Origin of the sequence: Frateuria sp. GZRe14 (assembly GCF_051900395.1) — a bacterium.
Lineage (GTDB): Bacteria > Pseudomonadota > Gammaproteobacteria > Xanthomonadales > Rhodanobacteraceae > Frateuria_A > Frateuria_A edaphi.
The window spans coordinates 209,960-225,013 of sequence record NZ_JBHZGJ010000001.1 but is presented as its reverse complement, the minus strand read 5'-3'; the positions used below and the strand labels follow the sequence as shown (position 1 = coordinate 225,013).

General features: G+C 70.2%; 11 protein-coding genes. All 11 read right to left on the bottom strand.

Annotated features, from left to right (window positions below; translation table 11 throughout):
* Positions 1 to 5 precede the first annotated feature (5 nt).
* Entirely contained in the window at positions 6 to 998 is a 993-nt protein-coding gene (locus ACFWZ1_RS01005; protein ID WP_439665123.1) for a cytochrome c oxidase subunit II, read from the bottom strand.
* Positions 995 to 1,567: a c-type cytochrome gene (locus ACFWZ1_RS01000; RefSeq protein ID WP_439665122.1), complete on the bottom strand. Its 573-nt coding sequence runs from the start codon at positions 1,565 to 1,567 to the stop codon at positions 995 to 997. Before ACFWZ1_RS01000 ends, ACFWZ1_RS01005 begins: the two co-directional genes overlap by 4 nt.
* Positions 1,545 to 3,329: a methanol/ethanol family PQQ-dependent dehydrogenase gene (locus ACFWZ1_RS00995; protein WP_439665121.1), complete on the bottom strand. Its 1,785-nt coding sequence runs from the start codon at positions 3,327 to 3,329 to the stop codon at positions 1,545 to 1,547. The genes ACFWZ1_RS01000 and ACFWZ1_RS00995 overlap by 23 nt, the downstream gene beginning before the upstream one ends.
* Positions 3,326 to 3,640, bottom strand: a complete 315-nt coding sequence (locus tag ACFWZ1_RS00990; RefSeq protein WP_439665120.1) for a hypothetical protein — start codon at positions 3,638 to 3,640, stop codon at positions 3,326 to 3,328. The genes ACFWZ1_RS00995 and ACFWZ1_RS00990 overlap by 4 nt, the downstream gene beginning before the upstream one ends.
* Positions 3,637 to 4,032, bottom strand: coding sequence for a hypothetical protein (locus tag ACFWZ1_RS00985; protein WP_439665119.1), 396 nt, complete (start codon positions 4,030 to 4,032; stop codon positions 3,637 to 3,639). The genes ACFWZ1_RS00990 and ACFWZ1_RS00985 overlap by 4 nt, the downstream gene beginning before the upstream one ends.
* Positions 4,029 to 5,264: an NRAMP family divalent metal transporter gene (locus ACFWZ1_RS00980; protein ID WP_439665118.1), complete on the bottom strand. Its 1,236-nt coding sequence runs from the start codon at positions 5,262 to 5,264 to the stop codon at positions 4,029 to 4,031. Before ACFWZ1_RS00980 ends, ACFWZ1_RS00985 begins: the two co-directional genes overlap by 4 nt.
* A 9-nt stretch (positions 5,265 to 5,273) precedes the next feature.
* Positions 5,274 to 5,717, bottom strand: coding sequence for a hypothetical protein (locus ACFWZ1_RS00975; protein ID WP_439665117.1), 444 nt, complete (start codon positions 5,715 to 5,717; stop codon positions 5,274 to 5,276).
* A 219-nt stretch (positions 5,718 to 5,936) separates the two neighbouring features.
* Positions 5,937 to 8,351, bottom strand: coding sequence for a penicillin-binding protein 1C (pbpC, locus tag ACFWZ1_RS00970; protein WP_439665116.1), 2,415 nt, complete (start codon positions 8,349 to 8,351; stop codon positions 5,937 to 5,939).
* A gap of 228 nt (positions 8,352 to 8,579) precedes the next feature.
* Positions 8,580 to 13,565 (bottom strand): MG2 domain-containing protein, encoded by a 4,986-nt coding sequence (locus ACFWZ1_RS00965; RefSeq protein ID WP_439665115.1) that lies wholly within the window; start codon positions 13,563 to 13,565, stop codon positions 8,580 to 8,582.
* A gap of 168 nt (positions 13,566 to 13,733) precedes the next feature.
* The gene (locus tag ACFWZ1_RS00960; protein ID WP_439665114.1) at positions 13,734 to 14,486 is read right to left on the bottom strand and encodes an anti-sigma factor family protein; all 753 of its coding nucleotides are present in this window, start codon (positions 14,484 to 14,486) and stop codon (positions 13,734 to 13,736) included.
* On the bottom strand, positions 14,483 to 14,998 hold the full coding sequence (locus ACFWZ1_RS00955; protein ID WP_231322794.1) for an RNA polymerase sigma factor: 516 nt from the start codon (positions 14,996 to 14,998) through the stop codon (positions 14,483 to 14,485). The genes ACFWZ1_RS00960 and ACFWZ1_RS00955 overlap by 4 nt, the downstream gene beginning before the upstream one ends.
* Positions 14,999 to 15,054: the final 56 nt, after the last annotated feature.

Sequence of the window (15,054 nt, the reverse complement as noted above, 5' to 3'; positions counted from 1 at the left end):
CCCCGTCATTGCAAGGTCATCAGGTAGTCGACGATGTCTTCCAGCTGCCGCGGCCGCAGCGGCACCGCGGGCATGTTGGTGCCGGGCTTGTGCACCTGCGGCGCGGCGATCCAGGCGGTCAGCGTGCCGCGGTTGAGCGGCAGCGCGCCGGCCGCCAGGGTGCGCCGCGAGGCCAGGTGCGTGAGGTTCGGCCCGGTGATGCCGCCGGCGTCGGTGCCATCGATCGTGTGGCACATCGCGCAGGCGGTGGCGGTGAATTCGTGCAAGCCGGCCAGCGCGGCCGGCGTGGACGGCGGCGGCGCCGGGGCGCGCTGGTGCGCCTTCCAGGCGGTGAACGCGGCGGCGTCATCGATCTGTACGTCCAGCGCCATGTTGGCATGCTGCAGGCCGCAGAACTCGGCGCACTGGCCGCGGTACGTTCCCGTCTTGCGCGGCGTCATCACGATGGTGTTGGTGCGGCCCGGGATCAGGTCTTCCTTGCCGTTGAGCACGGGAATCCACAGGCTGTGGATCACGTCGCTGCTGCGCAGCTCGATGCGCGCGGGCCGGTCGACCGGCAGGTGCAGTTCGTTGGCGGTGGTGAATTGCTTCGATGGATCGGGGTCGAGGTATTCCACTTGCCACCACCACTGCATCGCGGTGATGCGCACGTTGACCGGATCGGTGACCGCCGCATGCAAGTGGCGGTCGGCGATGTAGCTCGACGCGGTGAGCACGGTCAGCAGGCCGGCGACCAGCACGACGAACGCGGTCAGGCCCATCGCGGCGCGGCGGTCGCCTTCGGCCGTGTGGCCGCGCGCGCGCCGGCGTACCAATGCCCAGCCCAGCGCGGCCAGCACCAGCACATACATCGGCACGCAGATCCACAGCATCAGGTCCCACACCCGCTCGATGGCGGCGGCCTGGTCGCCGGCGGGCGCCAGCGCCGACTGCACGCGGTTGCAGCCGGCGAGGAGCGCCGCCGCTGCCGGCGCCAGCCGTGCAGGACGCGGTTTCATGGCGATGGCACCGTCGACGCACTGGCGTCGCCGTTGCGTGGCGGTTGCGTCGGGATCTGCGTCAGCGGCGGCGTGGCCGCCATGCCATCGCGGCGGCTCGGCGCGGCGGCCTTCGACACGTTGCCCGACAGCGCACGCACGTAAGCGGAGAGCTGCCACGCCTGCTGGTCGGTCATCTTGCCGCGCCAGGACGGCATGCCGTTGGGACGGCCTTCCAGGATGCTGGCGTGGATCTGCTCGATGCTCCCGCCATAGCGCCACTGCCCATCCATCAGCGCCGGGCCGATCGAGCCACCGCCGTTGGCGTGGCAGCCGTTGCAGTTGAACCAGCGGTACAGCCGGCTGCCCTGGTTGATGTGGTAGGCGTTGTTCTCGTAATGCGCGCCGATCGGATCACCGGGGCTGGCCAGCCTGTCGCCCGGCTGGAGCGTCGACAGGCGCGGATGCGGCGGCGGGGCCTCGGTCGGCGCGGCATGGTATTCGCGGCGCTCGCGGTCGCAGCCGGCCGCAAGGAGCGCGCATGCCGCGATCGCGACCAGCGCGAGGTCACTGCGGAAGCGCGAAGACATACAGCGTCCCCCCCGGTCCGGTCTTGTCCTTGAGGTCGCGCGTGGCGTTGACGAATCCGCTCGCGCCGGTGGCATCGCGCGGGTCGAGGTTGCCGACTACGATCGCGCCCGCCCAGCCGCCGACGCCCGACAGCACCGCGATGTATTGCCGTCCATCCGGGCCGCGATAGCTCACCGGCTGGCCGATGATTCCCGAGCCGGTCTTGAACTTCCATTTCAGCGCGCCGGTGCGCGCGTCGACGGCCTTGAACCAGCCGTCCATCGTCCCGTAGAAGACCAGGTCGCCCGCGGTGGCCAGCGCACCGCTCCACACCGGCAGGTCCTCCTTGATTTCCCATGCCGCCTTGCGCAGCACCGGGTTCCACGCGGTGACCACGCCACGATTGCCGCCGGGTCCGGCGTACATGCGCTCGTCCATGCCGACGTAGGGCGTGCCGGCGATGTAGTTCACCTCCGACGGCTCCTCGTCCATGCACAGGTTGATGTGCGGGATGTAGACCAGGCCGGTGCGCGGCGAGAATGCCGAGGGGTTCCAGTCCTTCGCACCGGGCGAGGCCGGACAGATGTGGCGCGTGACGCGGCCGGCCTTGGGTTGCATGGCCGGGTTGTAGATCGCCCGTCCGCTCTTGAGATCGATGCGCAGGATCGAATTGACGAAGCCATAGGGATCGGCCGACAGCACCTGCCCCGTGGCGCGGTCCATGACGTAGAAGAATCCGTTGCGCTCGGCGCGCACCAGTACCTTGCGGCGCACGCCGTTGACCGGCATATCGAGCAGGATGCTCTCGTTGATCGCGTCGTAGTCGTGCAGGTCGTGTGGGCTGAACTGGTAGAACCAGCGCGCCTGTCCGGTATCGGGATCGCGCGCGAACATGCCCGACGTCCATTTGTTGTCGCCCGGCCGCTGGTCGGCGTTCCATGGCCCCGGGTTCGCCGTGCCGTAATAGATCAGGTCGAGCTGCGGATCGTAGGAAATCCATCCCCACACCGCGCCGCCGCCGATCTTCCAGGCTTCGGGCGGCCAGCTCGCGACGCCGAGGTCGGTGCCCCGATCGCTCGGGTAGAACGGCTTGAACGCAGGCCCGATCAGTACGTCCTTGTCGGGCCCGGTGTTGAATGCCTTCCACGCGATCTTGCCGGTGGCCGCATCGAGCGCGGCGATCCAGCCGCGCACGCCGAACTCGCCGCCGGAGTTGCCGACCAGCACCTTTCCCTTCACCACCAGCGGCGCCATGGTGATGCTTTCGCCCTTGTTGATATCGCCGAGCCTGGTTTTCCACAGCTGCTTGCCGGTGGCCGCATCGACGCCGACGGTGTTGCCGTCGAGCGTGTTGATGAACACCTTGCCCTGCCAGTACACCGCGCCGCGGTTGACCACATCGCAGCAGGCCACGCCCTGCGCGGCGGCTTCCGGGTGCGGTTCGTATTTCCATTTCAGCGGTGCGCCCGGCTTGGAGAGGTCCAGCGCGTAGATGACGTTCGGGTAGGGCGTGACGATGTACATCGTGTCGCCGACCACGATCGGCGCCGCTTCCTGGCCGCGGTTGACGCCGGTGTCGAAGGTGAACGCCACCGCGAGTTTGCCCACGTTGGTGTCGTTGATCTGCGCGAGCGGGCTGAAACGCGTGCTGGCGTAGTCGCCCGAGGGCATGGTCCAGTCGCCGCCGGCGGCTTTCGGCGCCGGCGAATCGCCCCGTGCGATGCAGGCGCCGCAGAGCAGGGCGATCGTCACCACGCAGGAACCTGCGAAACGGGCACTCATCGGTCCTCCGATCGGTAGGCGTCGAGTTTGCGGAAGCTGTCTACCGCCCCGCGCACGATGACAGCGTGAGCGTCCAGGACCACTACGCTCGACCACGGAATCGCCAGCGCATCGGGCTCTTTCCAACCCAGCCGCTCCAGCCATCCGCGTTTGCCACACAGCAGGCAATCGACCTTGCGCGCATCGTGGACCGGCTCGGTTTCCGCGCGGCCGGGGCTGCGGATCTCGAACACGTGGCCCAGGCGTGTGCCGTCCTCGGTGATCACGGGCAGGTCCTCCAGCCAAGCTAGCCGGTTGCCGGGCCCATTCATGGCGCACCTCGATCGCTGCCGGGCAGTTTTGCGACGAGCAGGCCCAGTCGACGGTCGGCGGTGCCCAACCCGAGCGCCGCGGCGCGTGAACGCAGCTTGATCTGCTCGCCAAGCTCGGACACCTCGCTCCACGGCACGCGCACGCACCGCCGGCCGAACAGGTGCGGAAGTGTCCGCGCGAGCAACGCCGGCAGCCGCGGCGCCCATGCGCCAGGGCCGACCAGCAACGCGGTGACGCGCAGCGGTTCGTTCGTGCCGTCGCGGCTCAGGCCACCTTCCACCTCGAGGTCATCGACGATGCCGCACGGCCAGTTGTCGGCATCCAGCAACGCGTGGTCGAGCACCTGCCGGTACAGGTCGACGTATTCCGGCGTGGGTTTGGCGCCTTTCATCCCTGCCCTCCGTGGGTCAGCACCAGCAACGGAATGGCCGCGACGGCGGCGATCGTGATCAGCACGAAATACAGCCAGCCCAGCGTGTTGGCGATCGGCCCGTTGACGTGCACGCCCATGACGTCCGGATCGCGCGAGATGGCCATCAGCGGGAAGTAGGTCAGCGGCAGGATCACTACCGAGAACACGATCGAGTATTCGACCACCTGGATCGGGTCCACGCCGGTCAGCACGACCAGTGTCGCCAGCACGAGCACGATCATCCACGCCAGCGCGAAGCGCGGGGCGTTGCGGGGCTTGCGGAACTTGCCCCAGGGCCAGCCGAAGAACTGCGCGATGTCGTAGGCCGAGCACATCGCGGTCTCGATGGCCGCGCCCGCGAATGCGAAGAACATGCCGCCGATCGCCAGCCACAGCCCGGCGCGGCCGAATTGGCTGGCCGCGGCGAGGGCGGCGGTGCCGGGCAGTCCCGCCTCGATATGCCGTGGCCCGAGGAACTGGTTGCCGATGATCATCAGCGCTGCCGCCAGCAGTCCACCCAGCGCGAAGCCGACGATGACGATGACGCGGTTGAGGTTGATGTCGCGTGGCGTCCAGTGATCCTCGATCGCACCGGACGCGTAGAAATACGTTTCGTACGGAAGCATCACCGAGCTGATCAACGCCACCGCGTAGTAGCCGTACAGCAGCTGTTTGTCGGTGGGGCCCGGGGGCAGGCTGGGCACGAGCCCGCCCGCGGCCTGCAACCAGTCCGGGTGCATCTTCCAGGCGACCACGATGAACACCACCATCAGCAGGCCGAACAGGCCGAAGACGCGTTCGATCGCCTTGAACGGCAGGAACCAGATCACCAGCAGCAGGAACACCATCGCGAGCAGGAGCAGCGCGCGGTACGGCCAGCCCGAAAGCAGCTCCCACACCAGCGCGATCGCGCCGATTTCCGCCGCGCAGGTAAGCAGGCACACCAGCGTTGCCGACACCAGCGTCAGCAGGCCCAGCCGCATCCCGGCGCGCTCGCGCACGACATTGAACACCGCCTGCCCGCGCACCGCGGCGACGCGTCCGGCAATCTCGCCGTAGACCATGATGCCGACGACGCCCAACGCGACCACCCACAGCAACTGGTAATGGAACTGGCTGCCCGCGTTCATCATGAAGGTCAGTTCGCCGATCTCGACGAACCCGCCCATGGCGGTGAGGATGCCCAGGAAAATTTCGAGAGTCTTGTTCACCCGGCTGCCTCAGCTCTCGCCGGGTTTGAGCTGCTTGTCCAGCGCGTCGAGCGCATCGGCCAGGCTGTCGAACGCGAATGCGCGCTTTGCGCCGTCCTCGCGCCCTAGCAACCCCAGCGCCCGCTGCAGCGCTGCGCCCAGCTTCTGCGCTTGCAACTTCTGTTCGGTCAGCCCCGCCTGCGCCGGCTTCTGCAGTTTGCCGTTGGTCGTGGCGACCTTGTCCGCCATCTGCTGCGCATGCTGGCGCAGGAAGCCCGGGGCGAGCCGGTCGGCGCGGGCGTTGTCGACCAGCAGTTGCGCTTGCGCCGCGCTGGAGCGCAGTTGCGCGACTTCGATGGCGAGGGTGTCGCGATCGAAGGGGCGATTCAGGCGCATGGCGAGCACCAGCGCGATCGCCACGCCCGCCACGACCAGCAACGTCCCCTGCACCCAGACAGCCTTGTTCGAACGCATGCGCTCGCGCCTCCCTGCGCGAACATAGGCAGCGCTCGGTGAAGGATTGATCAGAAAATCGCGTGCGCCAGCTGCACCTCAGTCTGCGTGCCGGTGTCGGCCTGAAAGGACACCCGCTGCTGCCGCTGCCGGACATCCGGCCGACCGCACACGGCACGATCCTCTGTTCCCATCTGCCGCGGCCGTCGAAACGCGCCGCGCCCGCAGCGGCCCGGCAAGCTAGCGGTTTGCCCGAGGACGCAATCCCCGCACTTCCGGTCCACGGTCCGGCGAGCCCAGCACGGTAAACCTCACGCTCTCCCACGCGCCGTCGCCCGCCAACGCGGTAAGTGCGTGCTGGCCCGGTTCGCGCAGGCCGAGGGTGATCGACCCATCACCCCGGGTGCTGCCCTGCAGGCGGCCGTCGAGGAGCCACTGCACGCTGCCTGGGCCGCCCAGCGCGCGGACGGCGAGGCGCAGGGGGCCGCTGCCGTTGGGGGCTTGGCGCAGGGTGGCGCCGTCGCGCAAGCCGATGATGAGGATGGGAGTCGCGACCGCGAGGGAGTCCGCGGCGCAGCCGGGGGCGAGCGGCGGCAGCGTGGAGGCCTCGCGGTCGGCGGCGGCAAGCCACGGGGTGGCGAGCGCGGGCCAGCGGGCGAGGGTTGTTCGGTGCTCGTGCGGCGCGTGGCATCCCGCGCTGAGGCGTCGGCCCCTGGCGTCGAGGCGCAGGTCGATGCGGCCGCTCATCCATGCGCCGGGGTCGCGTTCGGCAAAGGTCGGTGGCTGGGCGCCGTCGAGGGTCCAGGCGGAACGGCGCTGGCGGCACAGCGGGGCGGCGGTGTGCTCGGCAGGTTCGCCCAGGGGCCAGCAGATGTCGACCGCGCGCACGCTGGCCGGTCGCGGCGCATGCACGCCGCCGCGGGCGGGCAGCATGTCGGTGAGCTGGAACAGCAGCGGCAGCGCGGTGACAGCGCCGTACTGGCCGGGCGAGGGCGTGCCGTCCGGGCGACCGATCCACACGCCGACGGTCCAGCGGTCGGTCACGCCGATCGCCCAGGCGTCGCGGTAGCCGTAGCTGGTGCCGGTTTTCCAGGCAACCGTGGCGTGCCGGTCGATGGTGCCTTCCATCGGCGCGCCTTCGACGTCGGCAGGGTTGCTGGCCAGGATGTCGCGGATGATCCAGGCGGCGCCAGGCGAGAGCAGGCGCCGCGGGCGGGCAGGCTGGTCCGGCGTGTAGCGCGGGGCGCCGGCGATGCCGGCGTTGGCGAACGCGCTGTAGCCGCCGACGAGGTTTTCCAGCCTGGTGGCGGTGCCGCCGAGGATGATCGACAGGTTGGGCCGTGCGCCGTCTGGAAGCTGCAGCTCGACGCCCCCGCTGGCCAGACGCGCGACGAAGCGGTTGGGGCCGACGCGATCGAGCATGTCGACCGCCGGCACGTTGAGCGAGCGCTGCAAAGCTTCGCTCACGCTGACCGGACCGCTGAAGGCCTCATCGAAGTTGCCCGGGTGATAGCCGCCGAAGTCCTGCGGCGCGTCCACCAGCAGGCTTTCGGATGTGACCAGCCCGTCGTCCAGCGCCAGGCCGTACAGAAAGGGCTTGAGCGTGGACCCGGGCGATCGTGGCGCGCGCACCATGTCGACGTGGCCGGCGCGCTCCGGATCGGCGAACTCGCCGGTGCCGATGTAGATGCGCGCTTCGAGCGTGGCGTTGTCCACCGCGAGCACCGCGACCGAACTTCGTGGGGGCAGCCGGGCAAGGTAGCCGGCGACGTGGTCCTCCGCGGCGCGCTGCAGGTTGGCGTCGATGGTGGTGACGATGCGCCGCGCGCGCGGCTGCTGCCGGTGCAGGCGTTCGGCCAGCAGCGCGGCGGCGAGCGGCGCGCGCAGCGAGCGCGCGACCACCGGCTCGATCGCCGCGTCACTGACCTGTCCGGACGTCCAGACGCCTTCGTCGCGCAACCGGCGCAGCACCTTGTCGCGCGCGGCGCGGGCCGCCTCCGGGTGGCGGTCCGGCCGCAGCCGGCTGGGCGCCTGCGGCAGCACCGCGAGCAGGGCCGCCTCGGCGCGCGACAGGCGGCTCGCGCTCTTGCCGAGGTACGCCCACGAGGCGGCCTCGACGCCTTCGATGGTGCCGCCGAAGGGTGCGTGGTCGAGGTAGAGATCGAGGATCTGGGTCTTGTCGAGGTGGGCTTCGAGCTGCAGCGCGCGGAAGATCTGGCGCAGCTTGCCCGCGAAGCTGTGCGGGATCGGCTCGATGATGCGCGCCACCTGCATGGTCAGCGTGGAGCCGCCTGAGACGACGTGACCGTGCAGCGCGCCCTGCACCGCGGCGCGCAGCAAGGCGTACGGGTTCACGCCGGGGTGGCGGTAGAACCAGCGGTCCTCGTAGGCGAGCAGCGCCTGGCGATAGAGCGGCGAGACCTTGGCAGTGGTCGTGGGATAGCGCCACACGCCGTCGCTGTCGGCGAAGGCGCGCAGCGGCGTGTCGTCGCGGGCGAGCACCACGGTGCTGCCGGTGTCGGGGGCCGGCAAGGGGAGCGGGAACAGGCGATCGAGGATGACGGCCACGAGCAGGAGCGCGACCAAGGTGACTGCCGTAGCGCGCAGCCAGCGTCTGAGTCGGGATCGGCGGGGCTTCGGTGCTGGGTCGGTCATGGGGGCTGCCCTTCGAGGTTGGCTTGCGGCCTACGCTCAGGGCCAACGTTCTTTATCGGATCCGGAAAGCCATTGGCGTTGCGCGTTGCAGCGGATGGTGACGCCATGTCTGGTCTCTGCGGGAGGACGCGAGGCCGAAAGGCCTCGCCCTCGCCCCACCCCTCTCCACCCGTCGGAGCGGGAGAGAGGGGGCGGAGCCGCTGCGATGCGTACATCGTGCGCTGATGGCTAGGGCTCGACCACCGTGATCTTCGCCGGCACCGACTTGCCGATGCCCCGCAGGGCCGGCCGATACATGTCCTCCGCCAGCGGCGGCGGGACGGTGTATGTGCCGGGCGTGACCGCGCGGACCAGGTAGAACACGTGGGCGGCGTCGCCGCGGCGCAGGTGGAGGGCGGCGGCGTAGCGGTCGTCGCGGTACTCCTCGTGCACCAGGTCGGCGGCGCCGGTGTGCTGCTGCATGTCTATGCCATCGACGACGACGCCCTCCCACTGCTGCGCGCCGCCCAGGTTGAGGTTCTCCACTTCCAGGCCGCCGGGCAGCAGGTCGGTGACCAGTGCGTCGGGCATGTCGGTGCGCGCTTCCAGGGTGAGTTCGACGATGAGCGTGTCGCCTTCCTTCAGCGTGTCGCCGGTCCACGGCTGGCCGTCGGTGGTGAAGTAGCCGCGGCGCACGTCGACCTGGCGGTCGTCGGCGGCGGGCGGCTGCTGCGGGATGCCGGCGACGTCCAGCGTGGCGAACACGGTGGCCGTGCCGGCCGGCTGCACGCTGATGCCTTCCTTCAACTCGGCCAGCGTGAGTTCGCGCGTCCAGAGGCGCTTGTCGGCGGGCGCGGCCTCGCTCTTGCCGCCGATCGCGAGGGTGACCGCCAGCGGCGCGCCGCTGCCGGCGTCGAAGGCCCGCGCCACGCGGGCGATCGCCACCTGCTCCTGGGTGGAGAGGTAGGACCACGACCAGTGGTAATACGGCACCTCCTGCTTGTTGGCGTGGTCACGCGCGGTGGCGTTGCGTGCCCAGTCGATCAGCTTGGCGTCGTAGGGGGGTTTACTCATCCCGTAGCGATGGGTGAGCGCGACCATCAGCGCCAGGTCGCGCAGGTCCGAGCCGTAGTCGCCGACGTACCAGGGACGCTCCTTGTCCCAGGCGAAGGCTTCGTCGACCGCCTTCTGCGCGCGCTCGGTATCGCCCATCAGCTTGAGCGCCAACCCCAAGTGCACCAGCGGCAGCGGCCCGACCAGCTTGTCGCGGTCGTGGTCGAAGATCGCGCGCAGCGTGCCCAGCGGCGCGCGGTTGACGCGGGCCAGCACGAAGCCGGAGTAGGCCTCGTCGGCGATGCGCAGGTGGTCGTGGTGCTCGTAGCTGTAGTAGGCGTGACCGCCGCCGAGCAGGTCGTCGCTGAGGCGCTGCAGCGATTTCTGCAGCACGTCCTGCGGCACGGCGAAGCCTTCCTCGCGCGCGTCGAGCATGAAGTCGACCACGTAAGGCGTCATGAAGGTTTCGATCGGGCTGGTACCACCCCAGAAGCTGAAGTGGCCGTTGCTCGCCTGGAACGAGGCGATGCGCGCCAGGGCGCTGTCGACGGCGGAGCGGCGGGTCGCCTCGCTGATGGACAGCCCCAGTGCCGTGGCGGTCGCCGGGTCGAGTACCAGCGCGGCGTAGCCCTTGCTGGTGGTCTGTTCGATGCAGCCGTAGGGATAGCGCAGCAGGTCGCGCAGCGCCGAGCCGTAAGGCAGCGGCGGCAGCGTGCTCAGGGTGAGTTGCGCGCGCACGGTCGGCGGGAGTAGTCCGCCGGCGGCGCCGGCATCCAGGTGCGCGGGCTTGCCGGCCTCGATCGCCAGCGGCACGGTCGTCTGTTGCTCGGGCCAGGCCGGACGCACGGCGAACTCGAAGTGGCGGTCGACCGTGAAGTCGCCGAGCGTGGCGTGGATGTCGAGCTTGGCCACAGCCGCGCCGGCGCTCGCCGTCACCGGCATGGTGAGCGTGGTGCCGGCGCCGTCCTTGAGGGCCACCTCGCGGCTGGCGTTGGCGATGGTGATCGGGCCGGTGCCCTTGACCACCACCTTCGCCGTGCCGTCATGCCCGGAGAGGTTCTTCAGATCCAGGCTGATGCGCGCCTTGTCGCCGGCGGCCATCACCCTCGGCGTGCTCGGCTCGACCACCAGCGGCGCACGCACGGTGACCGCGCCCTCGGCGTTGCCGAAGCGGTCGGCGCTCCAGGCCAGGGCGGCCAGGCGCAGGCTGCCGTTGAAGTCGGGCACCTGCACGCGCAGCGTCGCCTTGCCCTGGGCATCGAAGGCGACCGGTGCGGCGAACAGGTCGACGATCTGCACCTCGGGATTGAGGCGTGCCGCGTGCGGCAGCGCCGGGCCGCTCATGTCGCCGCCGTAGCGCAGCCTGGCCTCGGCGCCGTCCATCGCCTCGATGATGCGGCTGTAGAGGTCGTAGGCATCCACGCTCAAGGCGCGCTTGGCGAACATCCAGGCCCACGCGTCGGGCACCGGGTAGTTGGTGATGTTGATGACGCCCTGGTCCACCGCCGCCAGGGTGACGTAGGCGTGCGTGTTGGCCAGACCCTTGGCCTGCACGGTCACCTCGAGCGGGTTGCCCGGGCGCATCAGCGCCGGCGCGCTCAGCGTGAGCGGGATGCGCCGGTCGTTGCGCTCCATCGCGACATGCTCGACGCCGAGTGCGCGGGCCGGCGTGGTGTGCTCCTGCGCCTCGCCGCCGCGGAACACCAGTGCGGAGACGTAGACGTCATGGCGCTCCCAATCCTTGGTGACCGGGATCTCGAAGGTGCTGCCGGCCTTGGCATCGATGTCGCGCACGTAGAGCAGGTGGTCCGATTCGACCAGCAGCAGGCCCGGGCCGTCATGCGGCGGCGTCACCGTCACTTTCATGGTGTCGCCGGCGCGGTAGCGCGCCTTGTCGAGCTGCAGCTTGACCTTGTCCGGGCGCGCCTCCTTGCCGAGGTTCTCGTCCTCCCAGCTCCAGCCGGCGAAGAACGGGAATACCGTGGTGAGCTTGGTTTCCGGGTCATAGACCTCCAGCCGGTAACCGCCCCACTCGACCGGGAAGTCGACGTGCACGCGCTGCCCCGGGGCCAGGTCGACGTCCCTCTCCTCGATCAGCTGCAGCTGCTGGTGCGCGTCGGATTTCCAGCCGTCGCCGTGCTCGTACAGCCAGTAGAAGTCGCGCAGGTCGCGCTGCAGCCGCACCTTCAGGTGATGGCCGGCGACCAGCTTGCCGTCGACGTCGGCGCGCAGGATCTCGAAACCCGCCTGGCCTTCGCTCTCGGCGCCTTGTTTGGGATCGAACAGCGGGCGCACGCCGACCAGTTGCGGCGCCGGCCAGTACACGCGCTTGAGCAGACGGGTGACGGCCCGGCCGCCGGTCTCGTAGACGCTGCCCGAGAGCGTGACGGCGAGCGGCGCGACCGGCTTGACGTCATCCGGCAACGCGATCGGCTGGGCGAGCTTGCCCTGCGCGTCGAGCCTGGCGTCGAGCACGTCGTCGGCGCTTCGGGGCAGGTCCAGCGTGGGGTCGCCGAAGAAGGTGTCCTTGAGGTTGTCCAGCGGATGCACTTCCGGCGCCACCAGCAACTTGGCGGTCACGCGGTTGCCGTCGGCTGGCGCGCCGTAGAGGTAACTGGAGGCGACCTCGAGCTTGAGCGGCTCGTCCGGCACCAGCCGCGCCTGCGGGCTGTCCAGGCTGAGCTTCAGGCGCTCGGGCAGGAACTCCTCGACGTGGAACGGGAAGGCCTCGACCGCCTCCTTCGCCGCCGGGTCCAGGCGGAATTCCAGTTGCCACAAACCGGTCGGCGCATCGGCCGGGATCGCCTCGGAAAGCGCGTAGTAGTTGAGGTTCGAAGGCGTCAGTTGCTGGTCGGCGAGCGTGCGGCCGTCGGGCTGTTTCAGGCGCACGAACAGCGACTGCGCCTTCATCGGCTTGCCGTCGTAGTCGCGCAGCAGCGCCGACACGCGCAGCGTCTCGCCCGGCCGGTAGAGGTCGCGGCCGGACCAGGCGTAGACCTCGAACGGCGCCTGCTTGCGGCCGGTCACGTCGAAGTTGGAAATGTCGAGCGCGGGGCGGTTGAACGGCAGCACCGACACGTCGTCGCCGTGGCGCGCGATCAAGACGTCGGATGGATCGAGCTTGTAGGCGATCAGCGCGTTGCCGTCGCCGTCGGTGGTCGCCTTGAGCCGCGCCTGCCCGTCCGGTCCATCGATCTCGATGGCCACGCCCTCCACCGGCGAACCGTCGCGCAGCGAGGCCACGTGCAGCAGTGCGTTGTCGCGGTACATGCGCAGGTGCAGCCCGAGGTCGCTGACGAAGAAGATCGCGCTGTCGTAGCTGCCCTTGAAGGTGCCGCCCTGCTTGACCACCGCCATGTACACGCCCGGCCGCTGCAGCTCGCGCACGCGCTGCACCGGCAAGTAGGTCACGGTGCGTTCGTTGTCGTCGCCGCCCAGCGTGTAGTGGTTGGCGTAGACCGAGTCGGCCATGTCGGTGATCGGCCGCTTGACGCGGTCGCCGTGCTCGCAGGTGTCCCAGCTGTTGATCTCGTGGTCGAGCTCGTAGCTGTCGCGGTGCTTGTTCGCCGGGTAGGCGCAGTAGAGGTCCGACAACGCATCGTCGTGCACGCGGAAGAACTCCACGTCGGCGTCGCGCACGTTGACCGATACCAGCGGCAGGCCGCGGCTGCCCCGCGCGGGCAGCACGCTGCCGTGCGAGGCGAAGCCGACCGCGGGCGGCACGCTGCCGGAGTAGATGTCGCGCTTGAGCTCGCGCCCGAGCGTGCGGCCGTCGGCGGCGAGCAGGCCGGCGTGCAGCAGCACGGCGTAGTGGGTGTTGGGCTGTACGAAGGGGAAGCGCAGCGTCTTGCCGTCGTCGTCCAGGCTCCAGCTGCCGCTGATCGGCTCGCCGTTGCCGCCGGTGACCGCCAGCTCGCGGTCGAACGGCTGCGCCGCCGCCAGCGGGGCGTTGAAGCGCAGCACCAGCGCGGTGCGCGTATCGCGCAGGTCGGCACCGGCCGAGGCCAGCGCGAACGCCGCCTTGCCGGCCGGCGCATGCGCGCTGGCGCTACCGGCGGGCGCGCCCTGCAGCGCCGGACTGTCCTGCGAGGAGCGGTTGCAACCGCCCAGCAACGCCAGCGCCAGCAAACCCAGACACAACCCGACCTGGCGCGACCTGCGCGCCACCGACACTTGCCACATGACGATCCCCTTTCCTTGAGGTGCGGGCGCATTATCGCCGGGTTTTGTGGCGGCCCGGGGGCGGGCGGAAGCCAGCCGCGGGGCTGTTTGCGTCGTCCCTGACCAGCGCGACGCGTGCGCTTCGGCCGACGATGGGGCGCGGTTGCCAGCGCCTGTTCACGACTGGCGTCAGATAAGTGGCTTCAAGGCGCGGGCGGCGATCCGGGCGTCGCTGCCCGCGGCGCGGCTGACCATCGCGTAGTTGTAGCCATTGCCCGAGCCGTACTGGGCGAGCAGGCCATCGTCGACGCGCTCGCCGCGCGGAAGCAGGTAGCGGCGCGGACCGGGCGGGCGCACGTAGAAGCTGATCGCGTGGCCGGCCGCGTCCTGGTAGAGCACCATCGCGGCCGTTCCCTGTTCGGTGGCGAACAGGCGGCCGCCGACCGGCCGGAAGCCGGCCGCGCGCAGGTCCGGCAGCGGCACGCCGCGTTCGAAATGCCGGTCCAGCCAGGCCTGCAGATCGCCCGGGTGTCGCGGCACCAGGTCCGGCCTGGCGCCGGGTTCGAGCGCGAGCATGCGATAGGCCGCAAGCGCGTCGCCCATCGGCGGCATCGCGCGGGCGACCTGCCAGCCGCGCACCTGCCAACCGCCCAGGCCACCGATGCCGACGCACAGCAGCAACGAGGCGGCCAGCGCGAGCCGCGACACGCGGCGGCGCTGCCGGCGCGCGCGGATCGCGGCCGGGTCCAGTGCCGGGTTGGCCGGCAGCGACCCGATCCCGGCAAGCGCGGCGCGCAGTTGCTGGGCGTCGTGCTGCCACGCCTGCACTTGCGCGGCGCGCTCCGGATGCCGGGCGAGGTAAAGCTCCACGGCGGCGCGGCGCTCGCCCTCGAGGCGGCCATCGACGTACGCTTGGATGTCGTGTTCGCTGGGTTCGTTCATTTGAGCACCCGCAGGGAGGGAGTGGTGGATTCGCCTTCGCCGAGACGGCGCAACGCGGCACGCGCGCGCGACAGGCGCGACATCACGGTGCCGACGGGTACGTCGAGGATCTGCGCGACTTCCTGGTAGCTCAGGCCCTCCACGGTGACCCACAGCAGCAGGCTGCGCTGTTCCGGGTTCAGCCGTCCAAACGCTTCGAGCATCGATTGCGCGATGGCCTCGCGCTCGGCCGAGGGCGCCTGCGGCTCATCCTCCGCGCGCAGGCGGCCGAGCAGCCAGGCGTGGCGCTGCGCGCGACGGCGGCCGTCGAGGAACTGCCGGTACAGGATCGCGAACAGCCAGCTGCGCAGCGAGGCGTCCTCGCGCCGGCTGGACCAGCGCGAGAGCGCGCGCTCGAGCGTGGCCTGGACCAGGTCGTCGGCGCTGGACAGGTCACGCGTCAGCCACAGCGCGAAGCGCCGCAACCGCGGCAGCAGTTCGCGCAGGGCATCGTCGAGCGGGTGGACAGGCATGGCCGGACTCCGGCGTGGGGCTTGGCCGATAGACGCGGCGGCGCGTGGATTATTCC

Excerpts from the sequence above, each read along its gene's own strand:
- ACFWZ1_RS00975 (WP_439665117.1), bottom strand. The coding sequence starts at position 5,717 with ATGCGTTCGAACAAGGCTGTCTGGGTGCAGGGGACGTTGCTGGTCGTG.
- ACFWZ1_RS01005 (WP_439665123.1), bottom strand. The coding sequence starts at position 998 with ATGAAACCGCGTCCTGCACGGCTGGCGCCGGCAGCGGCGGCGCTCCTC.
- ACFWZ1_RS00985 (WP_439665119.1), bottom strand. The coding sequence starts at position 4,032 with ATGAAAGGCGCCAAACCCACGCCGGAATACGTCGACCTGTACCGGCAG.
- ACFWZ1_RS01000 (WP_439665122.1), bottom strand. The coding sequence starts at position 1,567 with ATGTCTTCGCGCTTCCGCAGTGACCTCGCGCTGGTCGCGATCGCGGCA.
- ACFWZ1_RS00960 (WP_439665114.1), bottom strand. The coding sequence starts at position 14,486 with ATGAACGAACCCAGCGAACACGACATCCAAGCGTACGTCGATGGCCGC.
- ACFWZ1_RS00995 (WP_439665121.1), bottom strand. The coding sequence starts at position 3,329 with ATGAGTGCCCGTTTCGCAGGTTCCTGCGTGGTGACGATCGCCCTGCTC.
- pbpC (WP_439665116.1), bottom strand. The coding sequence starts at position 8,351 with ATGACCGACCCAGCACCGAAGCCCCGCCGATCCCGACTCAGACGCTGG.
- ACFWZ1_RS00990 (WP_439665120.1), bottom strand. The coding sequence starts at position 3,640 with ATGAATGGGCCCGGCAACCGGCTAGCTTGGCTGGAGGACCTGCCCGTG.
- ACFWZ1_RS00955 (WP_231322794.1), bottom strand. The coding sequence starts at position 14,998 with ATGCCTGTCCACCCGCTCGACGATGCCCTGCGCGAACTGCTGCCGCGG.
- ACFWZ1_RS00965 (WP_439665115.1), bottom strand. The coding sequence starts at position 13,565 with ATGTGGCAAGTGTCGGTGGCGCGCAGGTCGCGCCAGGTCGGGTTGTGT.